Raw genomic sequence first — 17,023 nt, 5'->3', positions numbered from 1 at the left:
TGGTCAGACACATGAGCAAACATCATAACCGCAGAAAGGTTTTGATACTCGCTCCGATCGTGGTGTCTTTAGCTGTCCTGTTTTATCGGCATGATACAGACAGTAGACCGCGACATACGAGCCGGCAGCAGAGTTCAGTGCCTCAAAAAGGCGGGACACTTGTCTTTGCGACTGAACGTGAGCCTTTGTGCCTTGATCCCCATGTTTATGGGGACATGCCGCAGGTTTATATTGCCGAACAGTATCTGGACCGGCTCGTTTCAATGGACGAACAGGGCGTTATTCACCCGTGGCTGGCAACGTCATGGGAGATTACGGACGGCGGACTTACATACATCTTTCACCTCCGTCATGACGTGACCTTCACTGATGGGACCAGGTTCGATGCGGCGGCCGTAAAGCGTAATCTGGACCATATGGTGGACCCCACGACCCAATCGGGGACTGCGGGGGGATACATCCGCCAATACACCCAAACCGATATTCTCGATCCTTATACGGCAGCGGTACACCTGTCTTCGCCATACTCAGCGTTCCTCAACGTTCTGGCGCAGGGTTTTCTTGGAATTGAATCCCCTACAGCGTTGGCACGGCCTCGCGATGTAAACTGCCAAAGCCCTGTGGGCTCTGGTCCCTTCATTATCAGCCACTGGGATCATCAGAGCGAGGTCGTTCTCAAGAGAAACCCAGCCTATGCATGGGCGCCTCCTACCGCACGCCATCAGGGACCAGCATGGCTTGAAGGTATCGTCTGGCGCTTCGTTTCCGAACCGTCAGTCCGTTTTGCCATGCTTCAGGCAGGTGAAGTTGGTGTGATTGATAGCGTACCCCCTGAGGGCGAAACGCCGGCAAAAGCCAATCCGGACATATCATTACTGATGGCAGATCGACCGGGAAATCCTACTAACGGAACCTTAAACACCCTTCGACCGCCATTTAGCGACATCCGTGTCCGTGAAGCGTTCATTCGGTCCGCAGATATTGATGGGGCGTTAGGCAGTATATTTTTCCATCATTATGCGCGGGCAGGTGGCCCGCTAAGTCCGTCCACACCAGATTATAGTCCGGATTTCGAGCATACCAAGAACTACGATCCGAGACGCGCCAATACACTTCTGGATGACGCGGGCTGGAAAAAGCGCGATCCCGATGGATACCGGATCCGGGACGGCAAGAGACTGATCGTACATATCCCGATCTCCACGGTTCTTGCACCTGCAGATCGCACTCTTTGGGAGCAGGTACAGGCCACCGCCCGCCAGACAGGCTTCGATGTCCGCCTGGAGCCTTTAAGTGAGACTGCGAATATCGCGCGGAGTGACGCTTGGGATTACGATGTGCGGATCGGGTATTGGAACACAAATACTCCGGATGTTCTTCGCATCGTCTTCGGATCTGCTTTTACCAACCATTTCCGGCACGGCATCCATCAGAATGCTTCAGGCTATAGCAGCCCGCTCTTCGACGGTGTCGTGCAACAGGCATTGGCCACGCAGGACCAACAGCAACGGAAAGCGTTTTACCAACAGGCGCAAGAGATCATCGCCAAGGCACAGCTTCAGATCACAACGTATTCGCAGACCACGCGCCTAGGGGTGTTCAGCAATGTCCACGGTGTACGCATCGAGCCATCATTACGCGTCATCAATTTTCATGATGCCTGGATGACGCCATAATGAAACACTTGGCTTCCCAGCGCCTCATCGGTCGGATTGGTTTGAGTCTCGGCATGCTGTTCGCATCTGCCACGCTGACATTTCTCGCGGTACGTATGATGCCAGGTGACCCGGCAACGATCATTCTCGGTGGGGCTATGGCCAACCCCACACCGGGTGCGGTCGCAGCGATAACAAAGGAGTACGGCCTCGATCGCCCCCTTATCGTGCAATATGGTTTCTATATATGGCGTCTTCTGCACGGGGATTTGGGCGTCTCCTTCAGCCAGCATTTGCGTGTTGCAGAGGTTTTACGCCAGCAGATGCTACCCACGCTGGCACTGGCATCCATTTCTCTGCTCCTCGCATGGACACTCGCACTGCTGTCAGTGTTCTGCACAGTGCGGCGCGGAAGAGTACTCTCGACCATTGGAGCCTCTTTCGACATCTCCGCTGCGGCGCTTCCACCATTCTGGCTTGGAATTGTGCTGCTCTGGGTATTCGCGTTCAGATTACACCTGCTACCACCTGCTGGAAGCTCATCGTTCGCCTCTCTCCTAATGCCGGCATTTTCTCTCGCCATTCCCTTGGGGGGATTTCTGGCACAGGTCACGCGTGAGTCTTTGGAAATTGCCCTCGATCAGCCGTTCATTCTTAGCGCAAGAATGCGAGGGCTTAGTCTGGGGCAGGTTTTGCGTCGTCATGCGCTGCGTCACGCGCTTCTTCCGGGTATCGCACTCTCAGCGTGGGCTCTCGGCGCTCTTCTTGGTGAGACTGCGGTCATCGAAGCCATATTTTCACGTAAGGGGCTTGGACGCACATTGGTCTATGCCGTTTCCGCGCAAGATATGCCCCTAACAACGGGCATCGTTCTGTTCGTCACGGTCGCATACATATTTGCCAGCCTGGGTATCGAGTTCATCCATGAACTGGTTGATCCGCGCCTCGCAACATCTCGTGGGCGGAGAGTTTCGCCATGACCATAACTGCAAAGAGGCTCATCGCGTGGAAGCAGATTCCCCTTGCAACCCTTCCTGCATCAGGCTTTCTGGTGTTCCTTTTGGTGTCAGCCATCATTCCCAATGCGATCAGCGCAACTGATCCCTATGCCATCGCACCACGGCACGCTTTCTTATCCCCAGACTGGAACCACCCTTTCGGAACAGACCAATCTGGACGGGATATTCTGACACGTGTCATCCACGGTACACGCCAATCTCTGCTTGTGGGGGCAGGGGCTGTCACAATCAGTTTTTCCGGTGGGATTATCCTTGGATTGGCAGGTGGGCTTGGCCCTAGATGGCTTCAGAAAAGTATTGGCGCGATCATAGATGTGCTGTTTTCGTTTCCCGCCCTGATACTGGCGCTTCTCTTCTCTGCAAGTCTAGGAACCGGGGCAGGGCCGCTGGCCTTGGCTATCGGGATCGCTGCGACGCCCGGCTATGGCAAGATGGTTTTCAGTCAGGTTCTATCAGTCAGATACTCCGGATACGTTGAGGCCGCTCGTGCCCTAGGTCACACGCCGTTCTCCATCGTTCAGTGGCATATTCTTCCCAACGCACTCCGACCACTCGTTGTGACCGCCACGATGGGCGTGGGCCAGACAATTGTCTGGGCGTCAGGATTATCTTTTCTGGGGCTTGGAGCACCCCCGCCGACCCCGGAGTGGGGAACCATGATGTCCATGGGCCGCGACTTCATCGCTGATGCCTGGTGGCTCACTCTCTTTCCCGGCCTTTTCATCGTGCTGACTGTGCTGTCCACAACAATAATCGGGCGCTTCTTACAACGTTGCCTCGAAGGCAGACCCTCATGAGGTACTCACTATGACCGGACAGGACCTGACGGTTGAAAAGCTTTCCATATCATTCGGTGGAAAGCAGGTCGTACACGACCTCTCTTTTCAAATAACACCTGGCAAAATTTTGGCTATGGTGGGTGAGTCCGGATCGGGCAAAAGCGTAACCGCGCGCAGTCTCGTCGGATTAGCGGGCGACCGGGCTCAGGTGACAGCAGCCAGCCTTCGCCTCGGTGATGATGAACTCCTGCCGCTGGATGACACTGGCTGGGGCGTGATTCGTGGGCAGAAGATAGGGTTCGTCCTTCAGGATGCGCTGACATCACTCGATCCGTTACGAACAGTCGGGCAGGAAATAGAAGAATCCCTGACGGCAGATGGCAAGTGGCGCGGCTTGCGTAATCGTGCATCGCGTCGAAAGCAGGTGCTGCAGCTTTTGAAAAGCACATCTGTGCCGGAGCCTGAAATACGTGCACTGCAACGGGCCGATAAACTCTCTGGAGGGCTTCGCCAGAGAGCGCTCATCGCCTCTGCAATAGCTCTGAACCCAGGGATAGTAATTGCTGATGAGCCAACGACTGCGCTGGATGCCAGTGCGGTCTCCCGTGTCCTCGGCCTGTTTCGTGACCTGAAAAATGCAGGTCACGGAATATTGTTGATCAGCCATGACATCGAAACGGTGTCTCAGGTCGCTGACTCGATCATCGTCGTCAAGAACGGGGAAATGATAGAGCAGGGCGAGACTAAGCAAATTTTGCGCCATCCTTCGCAGGATTATACGCGCTTGCTACTAAGTTCGGTTCCGAAGCAAAACCGTAAGTCCCCAGAGCCTTCAACTCTGCAAGCGAAAGACGAGAGCCCGTTACTCGTCGTGAATGATATCGTCAAAAGCTACCCTAATACGACTGGAGCATCGAGGCTCGCAGTAGATCATGTCAGTTTTACCCTTCGACGAGGCAAAACACTCGGCATTTTGGGTGAATCTGGCTCAGGGAAGACGACAACAGCAAGGATCGTCGCCGGGTTTCTGGAACCTGATGGGGGGAATGTATGGTTTGACGGGAGATTATGGAGCGGAGTTCAAGCGAAGACCAACCGAAGCGTTGAAGAACATGAGCGCCGACCGTTTCGACATGAAATGGGTATCGTTTATCAGGATCCACTCAGTTCCTTCGATCCACGCTGGACTGTTCAGCGTATTCTTGCTGATGCTCTAAAAGCCAGTGCCATCCCACGCGCCGAGCATAATGATCGCATAGCGGCTCTTTTGACATTAGTGCGGTTAACACCAGATATATCCCGCCGGTTTCCTCTTCAGCTCTCAGGTGGGCAGCGCCAGCGCATCGCAATTGCACGTGCCATCGCGGGAAATCCCAAGATGATCGTCTGTGATGAACCGGTTTCAGCACTTGACGTCTCAGTTCAGGCACAGGTGCTGGAACTGCTCACAGAGCTACAAGAACGCCTCAATATCTCTTATTTGTTCATTTCTCATGATTTAGGCGTCATTCGTCAGGTCAGTGACGACGTCCTTGTAATGCAGAATGGTCGCGTAGTGGAAGCCGGACCGACACAACACGTCTTTGAAGCGCCACAGCATAACTTCACGCGGCTTTTACTCAATTCAAAATTGCCGAATTATGTATAGTAAAAAGGCGATCTCTGCTTTTTTTGGAGGGCCCTTAAGGTGATTCTAGTAATAATAATTTCAATCTAAACGGGATTATTATAAGAGCTCATGCAAGGTATGAACCCGCGCGGTAGACGCAGGCATGAGGCAAGGCATTGAACGGGCGCGTTAAGCTTTCTGACATTTCAAAGAAAACCGGCCTGAATGTTTCCACAGTCAGTCGTGCACTCTCAAATCCGGAGCGCGTGAGTGAGGAGACACGCCTGCTTGTTCAAGAAGTGGCCGCGCAACTGGGGTACGTTGGCAATGCCGCAGCTCGCAATCTAATCCTTGGAAAAACGGACACCATCATGGTGCTAATTCCGACCTTTCCAGGACAACCGATCTCGCCCGTTTTTACTGAAGTTCTTCGAGGAATTTGCGAAGAGGCCGAAGCTCACGGATTGAGCGTAATGCTGCAACAAAATCTAAGTCAGGCGGTCTCGTCTGACGATGCTACCAAATTTTTAAGAGCTGGAACGGTAGACGGGGTATTACTTCTCGCAGCAGAGAAATGGACAACGCCTCATGCGTTCAGACCGAAAGAACACGTCCTTCCTGTTATCAGTGTATTGAACGATTTGACATCCTATGGCCTTGTTAGCGTGGTAGCAGAGGAAAAACAGGCATTCTCGGAAATTGTGGATCATTTGGCTGCACGCGGTCATCGTCATTTTGCTTTCGTCTCTGGACCACGCGAGACCACCCATGAGCAAATACGATTTCAAGCGACTACCAGCTACCTGAAAAGATTAGGCCTTTTAGCGGACCTCGTCAGACTGGAAGGGGGTCCATTCGATCTACAATCTGGGAAACGCGCTGCACAAGCATTTCTGAAACTCAGGACACGGCCAACGGCTGTCATCTGCTGCAGTGATTCATTGGCTTTCGGCTTCCTGCATGAAGTTCAGAATGCCGGACTGAAGGTGCCTGCAGACGTAGCAATAGCAGGCTACGATGGCCTTGATTATACGGCGTTCACAACGCCTTCGCTCACAACATCATCACAGCCATCTTCTGAGATGGGATGTATTGCTGTTCGAATGTTAAATGATATCTGGAACAAAAAAATACTGAAACCCACCCTTGCAGCGTTAGTGCCATCCCTACTGGTGCGGCAGTCTACCTGAGTAGGTATCCGTATTAATCCGTAGCATTATGTAAAGTTGGCATCATCAAGATTGGTCCTGATGATGCCACAGGTTCTTTATTTTTTTTCTGTAGGAATAACCGTTGCCCCACTCTTTTTGAATTCTTCTACTAACAGAGTCGAGGCAAGGTGGAATGCACGTTTTGCGTGGGCATATGGTAGCCATTGTCCCATCATGTTCCATGGCATGCCATTATTATACGTAGCGATAGCAACAAGTGTTTCGTTATTAGAACCATCTACCGCAATGAGTTCTTCGCTAGCACCGCCTGGGAACGGCGGAGGAATGGGAGGCATACCACCTCCGGCGGCACCTGCGGCAAACCCTGCAACGACAGGAATAGCGTTGTAGTACCATTTACTACGGCGAATATTTGTAATTGCAGCGCGAATATGTATTGCGCCTGTGCAAGGTGCGCATGTTGATGCATCGACGACGTTATAGATCGTTCCGACCTGCTTTCTAATTTCTGTAGTGAACGCATCAGTCATACGTGCAGCTACTTCGGGTTTGAGGTGAGGCGCGTTGGCAACAGGGTGCCATGCAACAGGATCAATCACCGCAATTTTGTATTTAGAAGCCTCCAAGCCAGGCTTTACGTAGATATGGTCATCCACATGCCCTTTTTGGGGTGTCATTTCAGTGTAGGTCTCTTCCGGTAGAAAACCTGAATGCGTTACTTTCTGTCCAGCGCAGCCCGTTATGTCCAGAAACAGGAGTATGGAGGTTCCTAATTGCACGGTATTTTTCACTACTCTTAACATGGATATTTTCCTTCTATTAAGTTTGGTTTTGCGTTTCTATTTATAAAAAGAGAAAATATTGTTGTTTTTTCTCTTTAAGGTTTCCAGTTGGATTCGCTTACAAATCCTTTTTGCTGCGGATCCATGGCAAAGAAGAAATAGAGTAGAATAGATTCCTGTTGTGGCTCTGGAAGTGCTTTGAATTCGCGTGCGTGTATACCGTTTTTGCAACGGATGATCGTCTCAAGCGCAATTCTAAATTCTGGCCAAGAAAGACGACCATCATGATCTGCATCTAAGGACGCAAAGCCTGATTTCTGAACTACTGTCTCAGGGCATTTATCTGGTGATTTAGCATGTACGGTGAACGCAAAACTCATAGCGTTGATGCAAAACAAATAGCCGAGAAATCGTAAGTAGGCCGCCATGGCGAATTTACAGCGCATCTGCTCAGCCATTTTTACCAAGAAAGGATGAAACAGATAATTCCATTGAATAAACCTCACCAGAATATAGACTACAAGAGAGGATTACCTCAAAGGTAATATCGAGGACCCTCTATGTCGTTAATCTACAAGATAAGGATTTCTAAAATATCTCTCTATTATTTCAAAATTGATACATAAGATAATATTTTTCTAAAATTAGAATGAATTATATCCGTAGAATTTTTACTTGAAACTATTTTGATGTGGGCAAGAAAATAGAACTCTGATTAAGCAGACTGACACGTACTTCAAGGCCGCCTTCGACATGATTGCAAACATCAATTGAGCCGCCATGAGCCTGAACAATTGATAAAGCCGATGTAAGACCCAGGCCCACCCCGCCAGTTTCTCGGTTGCGGGATTTATCAACCCTAAAATAGGGCTCAAATATTCGCTCGATCGCACTCTCAGGAATGCCAGGGCCTTTATCTCGAATGGAGACGATGTACCGCTCTTTGGTGCATATCAACTCTATCGTCGGCGGAGTAGCGTATTTGATCGCATTTTCTACCAGATTGGTAAAAACACGCTTGAGAGCAAATGGTCGACCTTGGCATGTCGCGCGGACTGGGCCGATGTAGTTTATTGAAATATTCTGGTCCGCAAAATCATTGACAATCGTATGCAAAATTCCGGGGAGATCAAATACTGTAATATTTTCACTTATGGCATCGTCACGAAAGAAAGAGAGCGCGCCATCAATCATCGCCTGCATTTCATCAACATCACGAAACAGCTTTGCCTGCTGCTCAGGGTCTTCGATGAACTCCCCTCTTAGACGAATACGGGTCAAGGGTGTTCTCAGATCATGAGAAATCGCTGCGAGCATGGTTGTACGGTCAGCAATGAATTTCTGAATCTGTGCCTGCATGGCGTTGATCGTTCTTACAACCAACCGTAATTGCCGGGGCCCGGTTTCCGGAATGGGGGCAGTATATGGTTTAGCGCCGTAACGGCCCACGTCTTTTGCAAGTTTCTCAATCGGTTGGGATAGTTGACGTGAGGCAATAAGCGATACTGCGATAATCCATGATACGAGAATTGTGAGTTCTAAAAGAAGGCGTTCGCGGGCGTAAAAGCCCCAACTACGCACAAGCGCGGAGCAAAGAAGCCAGCTACCGTCCTGGAGTTGTAGAGCCAGAAAAGTCGCATTCGGGTATTTGCGCTTATCAACACGAATACCCTCCGTTGCGGAAACAGGGTTTTCTATCGAGAATGCATCAAGGCGCCGCGCTGTATTTCCGATGAATGAAGAAATCAATTGTTCCCCGGACTGAACTTCGGAAGGCTTATAATGTGCCGTTTCAAGGGCCTTTGCGGTATTGCTTCCCGTTTCAAACCACTCAAACGTCAGCCTCTCAGTTGAAGCTGCACTAGAAAGCTTGACGCGATCAAACTGTGGGGCAGCACTGATTACGCGGCTTACTGTAGCAACTTCCTGTAAAAGTCCGGTTTGTTCAATATTGGGTGCTGCCCAATACCCGCCAAACATGAAGAATAACTGGAGAAAACCAATTGTCGTAGCGGCTGCAAGTGCAACGGTAGTGACGAGACGAAGGGTAATGGTGTCTTCAAACCACAGACGGCGTTTCATAAACGTTTGACCGCAGGGGAAAATAAATACCCTCCATTCCGAACAGTACGAATTACGGTCGGATTTTTAGGGTCATCTTCAAGTTTATGCCGTAGACGACTGATCTGCACATCGATGCTGCGGTCATAGGCCGTGTGGTTTCGTCCCCGGGCAAAATCCAGAAGCTGATCTCTGGTAAGAACCCTCTGCGGATGCTCTACCAAAGCTAACAGAAGCTCGAATTCTCCACCTGACAGGAGAACCAGGGCATTATCTTCGGATCGCAGTTCACGGCGCGCGACGTCCAAGCGCCAGCCCCCAAATGCCAGGAGGGGACGTGCTTCATTCTCAGATGAAATTTCATGCTTGCCGGATGTTCGCCGCAAAACTGCTTTAACTCTGGCAAGAAGCTCACGCTGATCGAACGGCTTTGTCAGATAATCGTCCGCTCCGATTTCCAAACCGACGACCCGGTCCGTATGTTCTGCCATAGCAGAGAGCATGATGACTGGTACATTCGAGGACGTTCTCAGCCGACGACAGAGGCTAAAGCCATCTTCATTGCGTAGCATGATATCTAGAATGACCAGATCAACATTTCCTGCCGATATTGCGGAGAACATGGCTACGCCATCTTCAGCTATGGACACGGTATAGGAATGTTTACCGAGAAAGTTTGTCAACAAGGCGAGAATGTCCTTGTCGTCATCCACGATAAGGAGATGAGGCATCACAGTCATCCAGTCTTGATAGCATGTGAGATCATCCTGATGATGTCTCTTATGTGAGCAAATTATTTCAGCACGGACATATTCCTCTCATCCACAATTTCCTTTTGCCTTTCAATCCATCAAGTGCCGTTTTGATATCTAAAAGGTATAGCATTTCTAAGCTGACATATTACGGACATCTCATCGAAAACAATCGCTACTACAACGGCTAAAGGTAGTCCTTCCTTCAGGTTGGCCCTAAGAATTTGTAGAAAAAGGTGCTATTATGCTGGGGCGAGTTGCGATTTTTAAGGTTAATTTTGGATGCATAGCATACATAGCTTTGTGCACAATGGATGTTATAAATAATCCATTTAATATTTATCTTTATTTTGAAAAAATATCAGTTATCAAGCATATTATCGGAAAATTTTTTCTTGAATTTTACCACACCATTGAACAATCGAAGAAAGACGCTTTAGAAAGCTACTCTGTTAATAATTAATATTATACTTAGGATTTTATCCAACGCATCCCCGTGATATGCGCGTGTCGCAAGTACGGGAGCGCGTTAGAAATGACCTTGATAGCTCTTACTGCTTCTTGATCGGCAGGTGATGAAAGTCACGAGAAAACCACGTAAGGCCATGTTCGGCTTCAGAGTTGTTATATATGGACTGAACTTCGCAAAAGAGCACATCATGTGTTCCGGCGCTATGTATCGTTCGTATCACACAATCAAGCGTTACAAGAGCGTCTGACAAAAGCGCAGCACCAGTTTCACCAATTTCCCACGTACCGTGAGAAAATTTCTCTTGAGCATCAAGAGACCGGCTCGCAAATACGCGTGCTAGGTCGCTATGATTTGGCGACAACACACTAATTCCTACAATACCGTTCTGCAAAAAAGACCGATGCGATCGATTGCTGCGATTCAGGCAGACAAGCACTGTCGGCGGGGTATCGCTGACGCTACTAATGGCTGAAACCGTGAGGCCTTGGCGTCCACCAGGGCCGTCTGTCGTAACCAGAACGACTGGTGCCCCAAGTAGGCTCATTGCCTCGCGAAACTCTTCCTGACTGACATGGGAAGAACTATGCTCGGGAAGCAACGCAGCGGCAGGGTTATTTGGCATGAAAACTACCTTTACTAGCTTTAGGGTTCAGGACGGCATATCTGCCGAAGAAAATGGCAAGGGCCTCACGAGGCACCAGAAAGCCTGCTGCCTGTGGTACCTCGGCTTTGCTCATTGGTCAGAAGCTGCCTGCACAAGTAGCTCCGCCAGATCTTGAGCCGCATCGGGCAGGCCGTTTCTTTGAATCAAAATCGTCTCAATTTCGGGGACTTCGGGAAGTAATCCGGCAGGAAGAGTAGAAAGCCCCTCCGCAGCAGCAAAGCGACGCGTTCGGCAACTGGCACCCAAGCCGCTCCGGACACCGGCACGCATGGCAGGAAGGTGTGGCGTTTCGAGAACGATGCGATAATCACGGCGGGCCTTCGCTAGGGKTCCAAGCGCGGCATCCCTGAAACGGCATGGCGGCTCCAGCAAAACCAGAGGAATTTCAGGCTGATCCAAAGTGCTGGGATCTCCTATCCAAACCATTTTATCATGCCCGACAATACGCCAGCTTGAGTTGGGTCGATCGCCGTGTTGGCCAAGGCACAGGACAATATCCAGCCGGGAGCGGTCAAACATCTCCAGCAACTCCACTGAGCCGCCTACGCGGATTGTCAGACGGCACCGGGGATGTTCCAGTCGAAAACGCGCCAAAACATCTGGCAGGAGCGTGTCGGCAAAGTCCTGCACCATCCCAACGGTTATCGGCTCAGGATCAGAAACATGCCCAAGTTTATGCATGATACGGTCATTGAGAGTGAGAAGCTGCCTGGCATATGCCACCAATTCTTCACCCGCAGGCGTCAGAACCAGCTTTCGTCCATCACGTCTGAACAGCTTTTGTTGAAGCACGTCTTCCAAACGCTTCATCTGAAGGCTTAAAGCTGACTGAGTCAGAAAAATGGTTTCGGTCGCCTGAGCCATGGAACCAGCTTCAACAATTGCGACAAAAGAACGCAGAAGCTCAGTCGGAACATTGCGTGCCATGCGCTGGGGCAGAGAAGAGGTGGACATAGCAACACTCCAAGGCGAACAAGACATAAAACTATATTATGTAGTTGTATTTATATTTTTCACTTGAGTCATGACGTACAAAAAAGTGTATATTGTCAATACAACAATATAATATCGTTTTTTAAGGAGACTGTGCCGTGCCTGTGGACTTCATCGGCTTTGTTGGCAGTCGCAATCATTCAGAGATCATTCCGGCTCATGGCCCAATCATTGATCTTGCTCATGTTGAAGCTGCGGCAAAAACCCATGAAGCTGCTGGCTTTGACAGGGTTCTGGTAGCCTTCCATTCAAACTCTCCTGACAGCATTCTGCTTTCACAGCACATTGCAGCCACGACAGAACGTCTTGGACTCATGGTCGCGCATCGTGCTGGCTTCACAGCTCCCACGCTTGCAGCCCGACAGTTTGCAACTCTTGATCACATCAGCGGTGGACGTGCTGCCGTGCATATCATCACGGGTGGAAGCGATATTGAACTCCAGGCTGACGGAGACCACACGACCAAAGCTGAGCGCTACGCCCGGACGAACGAATATATAGAAATCCTACGGCAGGAATGGAGCAGTCATTCCCCCTTTGATTATCAGGGCCAATTTTATCGCGTGAATGGCGGTCAATCACGCGTATTGCCTTATCAGGGTCACACCATCCCAATCTATTTTGGCGGTTCTTCAGACGAAGCCATCGCTGCCGCCGGAAAGCAGGCAGATGTCTATGCACTTTGGGGAGAAACGTACGAGCAAGTACGGGAAACCATCGCTCGGGTACGCGCTATTGCGGATAAGGCGGGACGGCCCATTCGTTTCTCGCTGTCGTTGCGTCCCCTCCTGGCGGATACGGAAGAGAAGGCTTGGGCCAAAGCGGACTATATTCTTGCCAAAGCCCGGTCTCTTCAGAACGAGACGGGTTACATCCGGGCCACATGCATTCCAAATGAGGGGTCCCGTCGACTATTAGCCGCCGCTGCGCAAGGGGTGCGGCTGGATAAACGCCTCTGGACCGGCCTCGCCGCTCTGACAGGCGCAAAAGGAAATTCAACCTCCCTTGTCGGAACGCCAGATCAGGTTGCTGATGCGCTTCTTGATTACTATCGCCTGGGAATCTCGTCATTTTTGATCCGGGGTTTTGATCCAATCATAGATGCTTTTGAATATGGCCGGGATCTTTTACCCCGAGTGCATGCCTTGATTGAAAAAGAAGATCACCTCAACGGTGAAGAAGGGATGAAAATTTCAAGAAAATAGACGAAATTATTTCAGTGTGGGAAAATGATTATGACTACCAAATCACAAAATATTAGAAGCTCTGAAAATGGCTTCAGGAAAAGAACTTTCCATTTGCAGCCTCGGATGCCCGCACAAACTTTTGAAGAAGAACGTCTTCATCGAAAACAGCGGTTGGCCGCAACATTTCGATTATTCAGTCGATATGGATTTGATCAAGGCCTGGCTGGCCATGTTACCGCGCGAGATCCGGAATTTCCGGATCAATACTGGATCAACCCCCTCGCTGTCCATTTTTCGCAAATCCGGGTTTCGGATCTTCAATTGGTAGACCACGACGGCAATATCCTGATTGGACAGCGACCTATCAACACGGCTGGATTCACTATTCATTCTGCGCTTCACCGTGCCAGACCCGACATCATTGCTGCTGCACACACCCACTCGACATACGGGAAGGCCTTTTCCGCCTTGGGAACCGAACTCCTTCCGATCACTCAGGATGCCTGCTCGTTTTATGAAGATCATGCAATCTTCAATCCCTTCAGCGGGGTCGTTCTGGATGACGGGGAAGGCGATCGCCTTGCGCGAACTCTGGGCAGTAAAAAAGCCCTCATACTGCAAAACCACGGCCTTCTGACCGCAGGACCTACCGTGGAAGCCGTAGCCTGGTGGTTTTTAGCCATGGATAACGCTGCACACACACAGCTTCTGGCACAGGCTGCTGGCCCTCTAAAACTCATCGCACCAGACATTGCAAAACTGACTGCCGGGCAGGTGGGGAGCGCAGAAGGCGCCTATTACTCGTTTCAGCCCCTGTGGGACTGGATTGTGGCCCTTGAGCCTGACCTTTTTGACTGACCCAAACGATCCCAACGAATCTAGTTTTGTTTTTTCAGTGCTTCGCGGCCAGCCGCCAGAAGAGCGCTATCTCCCTGAGGCGTATGAATTCGCCCACACAGGACGTTCCGATAGTGGCGTTCCAAAGGATTATCTTGGCTTAGACCTGGATTCCCAATGGCTGCCACCGCCTTACCCACGGCAAGGATGGCGTTCTCAGTGACCGAGTGCTTGGTTAAACCCGCCAGTATGGTGATTTCCATACCTTGCTCTTGGAGCTGAAGGGCTTGGTCGATGAGGCCGGCATTAGAAAGGAGCAGTGCGTCGATTTCGCCAAGAAGAACCTCGAACCGCGGCAAAGTCGCTAGAGACGCCCCTAGATTAGAAGGGACGCGCTGGTGCAGGAAGTTAATCAGCCAATTACGGGCCGCTACAGCAATACCATTATACAGCGAAGCAACAACAATGGCATGCCAACTGGCGATGGCTACAGTAGGGCTACCCTCATTTGACGCAGGGGCTGAGAGCAGACCAAGGTATCGCTCTGGAATTTCCACATTATCAAAGATGATTGTATGGCTTCCGGTCGCGCGCATACCCATCTGGTGCCAGCTTTTCTCAATGCGGACACCTCGAAGATCAAGCGGAACCAGGACAGGACCAACCTTGGGATCAGTCCCGTCCGTTTTGGCCCAGACAATTCCCCATTGCAGGGCAGTTGAGCCTGTTGAGAAGATTTTGCGGCCGCTGATGCACCAGGCTTGTCCGCGCTGACTGACAGTCGTAGCTGGCAAACCGCCTCTGGCAGGCGTTCCTAACTCCGGCTCTACACGCAGAGCATTGATAAGCGCCCCTTCCTGAAGAACGCTCTCGAATAACTCCTGTTTGACCTCTTCCGACCACTCGGACGAATGAGCAAAAGCTGCGGTTTGAAGATATTGCATTGCCAGAATAAGCGCGGTTGAAGGGTCTCCCTGAGCGATCTGTCCGACAATCCTGATTATCGCGCTCAGTGAAATATCTTGTCCGCCTGCGCTTCTGGGAAGAGCGAGCGATAAAAAACCTGCATCTTGAAGATCCTGAAGGTTCTCGAGGGAAATGTTGCCACTCCGGTCATACCGCGCAGCCCGCTCTTCGAACAATGGAGTGAGCTTTTTGAGAACCTCGTCCATGCCCTCTGGGAGGCAGTGCTCTAAAAATGGCTTGTCACCCATGGGGGATCTCCGATCTTAGTCCGGCCGAGATTACAACATCTTTGACGGGACACGGAAACCGAGGGCTGAAAATATCCCGCACAACACACGCTCTCCTTTCTGGATTATCCCGTTACAAAAGCTGCACACGCCAGTGTGTCGGGCAGGAAAGGTCGCGTGACGATCGTCAAGTCCTGTAAAACTCTCACATTTAGAATATTCATCTGACATCTCCGCGCAGAGTTGAAACAATCATTGCTTCTTTCGGTTGTGGAGCAAGCCAATGTCAGACACCGTCGTCTTGACCGAGACGCGAAGCGCCACCGAAGTTCCAAAAGGGCCATTGTCGTTTGCAAGCCTTGCGTCTTTGCGGAGATACGCGTCCCCCGTTTTTTTGGTCTGTTGCTGGCAGGCAGCGTGCTCCTCAGGTTTCTTGTCAACGCGACTCGTCTCATCTCCTGTTCAGATAGCTGTCACAGGATGGGCACTCACCCGTGACGGAACGTTGCCATATAATCTTGGTGTCTCCCTTCTGCGGGCTGCAAGTGGGTTAGGACTAGCCCTCATTTTAGGCGTCTTGCTGGCTCTTCTCTCAGGCCTGTCCAAAGTAGGTGAGGACATTGTCGATGCGCCCCTACAGATATTACGTACCCTTCCTGCGCTGGCGCTGGTTCCGTTATTCATCCTGTGGTTTGGAATTGGTGAAACGCCTAAAATTCTGCTCGTCGCGCTAGGCGCCATATTTCCGATCTATCTGAATCTCCACAGTGGAATTCGCTCCATTGACCCTAAACTTCTGGAGATGGGGTCCACACTAGGCCTGTCACGCTGGCAGACAATCAGGGACTTTTTTCTACCGGGAGCGCTACCAGATTTCCTGACAGGCTTGCGGTACGCCGTAGGGGTTTCCTGGATGATGCTTGTAGTTGCAGAGCAGGTGAATGCCGAAAGCGGGATTGGCCATATGATGATGGATGCGCAGGATTTCATGCGCACGGACATCATTCTGGTCGGACTTCTCGTCTACGGGTTGCTCGGCCTTCTGTCAGATCAAATTATCCGCTTTCTGGAAGCCATATTCCTGGCCTGGCGCCCCAGCAATGAAAAGAAGCGCACGACATGACTGCTTTGAAAACTGCTCCACAAGAAACAGCAGTTAGCATCCAACAACTGACAAAGCGCTTCGACGGCGGCCCTCCCGTGTTGGACCGGCTCAATCTGGCCATAGCTCCAGGCGAATTTGTAGCGTTGCTCGGGCATAGCGGCTCAGGAAAATCAACTCTCCTGAGGACACTTGCAGGACTTGATCCAGTGACAGAGGGCATTGTGAGCAGACCACAACGCGTTTCGGTCGTTTTTCAGGAATCTCGGCTTCTGCCTTGGAAAAAGGTCTGGAAAAATATTGTTCTAGGCCAAGAAGACGTGGGTACCAGGCAGCGTGCAGAAGCCGTTTTGGAAGAAGTGGGGCTGTCACATCGAACCAATGCATGGCCTGCGACCCTTTCTGGTGGTGAAGCGCAGAGGGCTGCCCTAGCTAGGGCACTTGTGCGGGAACCTGCCTTTCTCATGCTGGATGAACCCTTTGCGGCCCTTGACGCACTCACACGTCTGAAAATGCAGCAATTGGTCGCCGACCTCTGGAAGAAACATGGGTGCGCTGTTCTTCTTGTCACGCATGATGTGGATGAGGCGCTGTTACTTGCAGATCGAGCCGTTGTGCTCGAACAAGGGCAGATCCAGGTCGATCTTCCAATCCCTCTTTCACGGCCAAGAAAACACTCGGATAGTGGTTTTGAGGCTCTCCGGACGACCTTGCTCAATGCGCTAGGTGTTCATGGTGCATGAGCA

At 50.9% G+C, this 17,023-nt stretch carries 16 protein-coding genes; 9 read left to right on the top strand and 7 right to left on the bottom strand.

What is annotated here, in order from left to right:
• Positions 1–11: 11 nt before the first annotated feature.
• The 5 genes from KP707_RS09355 (at position 12) to KP707_RS09335 (ending at position 6,252) form a co-directional block, all read left to right on the top strand.
• Complete coding sequence (locus KP707_RS09355; protein WP_249202917.1) at positions 12–1,676, top strand: ABC transporter substrate-binding protein; 1,665 nt, start codon at positions 12–14, stop codon at positions 1,674–1,676.
• Positions 1,676–2,635: an ABC transporter permease gene (locus KP707_RS09350; RefSeq protein WP_249202918.1), complete on the top strand. Its 960-nt coding sequence runs from the start codon at positions 1,676–1,678 to the stop codon at positions 2,633–2,635. The genes KP707_RS09355 and KP707_RS09350 overlap by 1 nt, the downstream gene beginning before the upstream one ends.
• Positions 2,632–3,471, top strand: coding sequence for an ABC transporter permease (locus KP707_RS09345; protein WP_211503097.1), 840 nt, complete (start codon positions 2,632–2,634; stop codon positions 3,469–3,471). The genes KP707_RS09350 and KP707_RS09345 overlap by 4 nt, the downstream gene beginning before the upstream one ends.
• A gap of 10 nt (positions 3,472–3,481) precedes the next feature.
• Positions 3,482–5,101: an ABC transporter ATP-binding protein gene (locus tag KP707_RS09340; RefSeq protein WP_211503098.1), complete on the top strand. Its 1,620-nt coding sequence runs from the start codon at positions 3,482–3,484 to the stop codon at positions 5,099–5,101.
• A 137-nt stretch (positions 5,102–5,238) separates the two neighbouring features.
• Positions 5,239–6,252 (top strand): LacI family DNA-binding transcriptional regulator, encoded by a 1,014-nt coding sequence (locus KP707_RS09335; RefSeq protein ID WP_211503099.1) that lies wholly within the window; start codon positions 5,239–5,241, stop codon positions 6,250–6,252.
• A gap of 77 nt (positions 6,253–6,329) precedes the next feature.
• Here KP707_RS09335 and KP707_RS09330 read toward each other — a convergent pair whose 3' ends face one another.
• The 6 genes from KP707_RS09330 to KP707_RS09305 form a co-directional block, all read right to left on the bottom strand.
• Complete coding sequence (locus tag KP707_RS09330) at positions 6,330–7,037, bottom strand: DUF3313 family protein (RefSeq protein ID WP_211503100.1); 708 nt, start codon at positions 7,035–7,037, stop codon at positions 6,330–6,332.
• A 74-nt stretch (positions 7,038–7,111) separates the two neighbouring features.
• Positions 7,112–7,474, bottom strand: coding sequence for a hypothetical protein (locus tag KP707_RS09325; protein WP_211503101.1), 363 nt, complete (start codon positions 7,472–7,474; stop codon positions 7,112–7,114).
• Between the two features lie 223 nt (positions 7,475–7,697).
• Positions 7,698–9,098 carry a cell wall metabolism sensor histidine kinase WalK gene (locus KP707_RS09320; protein WP_211503102.1) on the bottom strand — a complete coding sequence of 467 codons (1,401 nt, stop codon included), beginning with the start codon at positions 9,096–9,098 and terminating at the stop codon, positions 7,698–7,700.
• The gene (locus KP707_RS09315) at positions 9,095–9,817 is read right to left on the bottom strand and encodes a response regulator (RefSeq protein ID WP_099212967.1); all 723 of its coding nucleotides are present in this window, start codon (positions 9,815–9,817) and stop codon (positions 9,095–9,097) included. Before KP707_RS09315 ends, KP707_RS09320 begins: the two co-directional genes overlap by 4 nt.
• Positions 9,818–10,380: 563 nt before the next feature.
• On the bottom strand, positions 10,381–10,923 hold the full coding sequence (locus KP707_RS09310) for a flavin reductase (protein ID WP_211503103.1): 543 nt from the start codon (positions 10,921–10,923) through the stop codon (positions 10,381–10,383).
• Between the two features lie 111 nt (positions 10,924–11,034).
• Positions 11,035–11,919, bottom strand: coding sequence for a LysR substrate-binding domain-containing protein (locus tag KP707_RS09305; RefSeq protein WP_215769415.1), 885 nt, complete (start codon positions 11,917–11,919; stop codon positions 11,035–11,037).
• 137 nt (positions 11,920–12,056) lie between these two features.
• Here KP707_RS09305 and KP707_RS09300 point away from each other — a divergent pair, with 137 nt between their 5' ends.
• Positions 12,057–13,163 carry an LLM class flavin-dependent oxidoreductase gene (locus tag KP707_RS09300; protein ID WP_211503105.1) on the top strand — a complete coding sequence of 369 codons (1,107 nt, stop codon included), beginning with the start codon at positions 12,057–12,059 and terminating at the stop codon, positions 13,161–13,163.
• Between the two features lie 24 nt (positions 13,164–13,187).
• Positions 13,188–14,003: a class II aldolase/adducin family protein gene (locus tag KP707_RS09295; RefSeq protein ID WP_306792306.1), complete on the top strand. Its 816-nt coding sequence runs from the start codon at positions 13,188–13,190 to the stop codon at positions 14,001–14,003.
• Between the two features lie 20 nt (positions 14,004–14,023).
• On the opposite strand, the gene KP707_RS09290 is transcribed toward KP707_RS09295, so the two are convergent.
• On the bottom strand, positions 14,024–15,196 hold the full coding sequence (locus KP707_RS09290; RefSeq protein ID WP_211503107.1) for an acyl-CoA dehydrogenase family protein: 1,173 nt from the start codon (positions 15,194–15,196) through the stop codon (positions 14,024–14,026).
• A gap of 262 nt (positions 15,197–15,458) precedes the next feature.
• On the opposite strand from KP707_RS09290, the gene KP707_RS09285 reads away from it, so the two are divergent.
• On the top strand, positions 15,459–16,298 hold the full coding sequence (locus tag KP707_RS09285) for an ABC transporter permease (protein ID WP_211503108.1): 840 nt from the start codon (positions 15,459–15,461) through the stop codon (positions 16,296–16,298).
• A complete protein-coding gene (locus KP707_RS09280; protein WP_211503109.1) occupies positions 16,295–17,020 on the top strand; it encodes an ABC transporter ATP-binding protein in 726 nt (241 codons plus the stop codon). The genes KP707_RS09285 and KP707_RS09280 overlap by 4 nt, the downstream gene beginning before the upstream one ends.
• Positions 17,021–17,023 lie beyond the last annotated feature (3 nt).

Source organism: Gluconobacter sp. P5E10, assembly GCF_018812145.1.
Lineage (GTDB): Bacteria > Pseudomonadota > Alphaproteobacteria > Acetobacterales > Acetobacteraceae > Gluconobacter > Gluconobacter cerinus.
The sequence above is the reverse complement of the archived record's forward strand: the minus strand, read 5'-3'. Positions and strand labels throughout refer to the sequence as shown.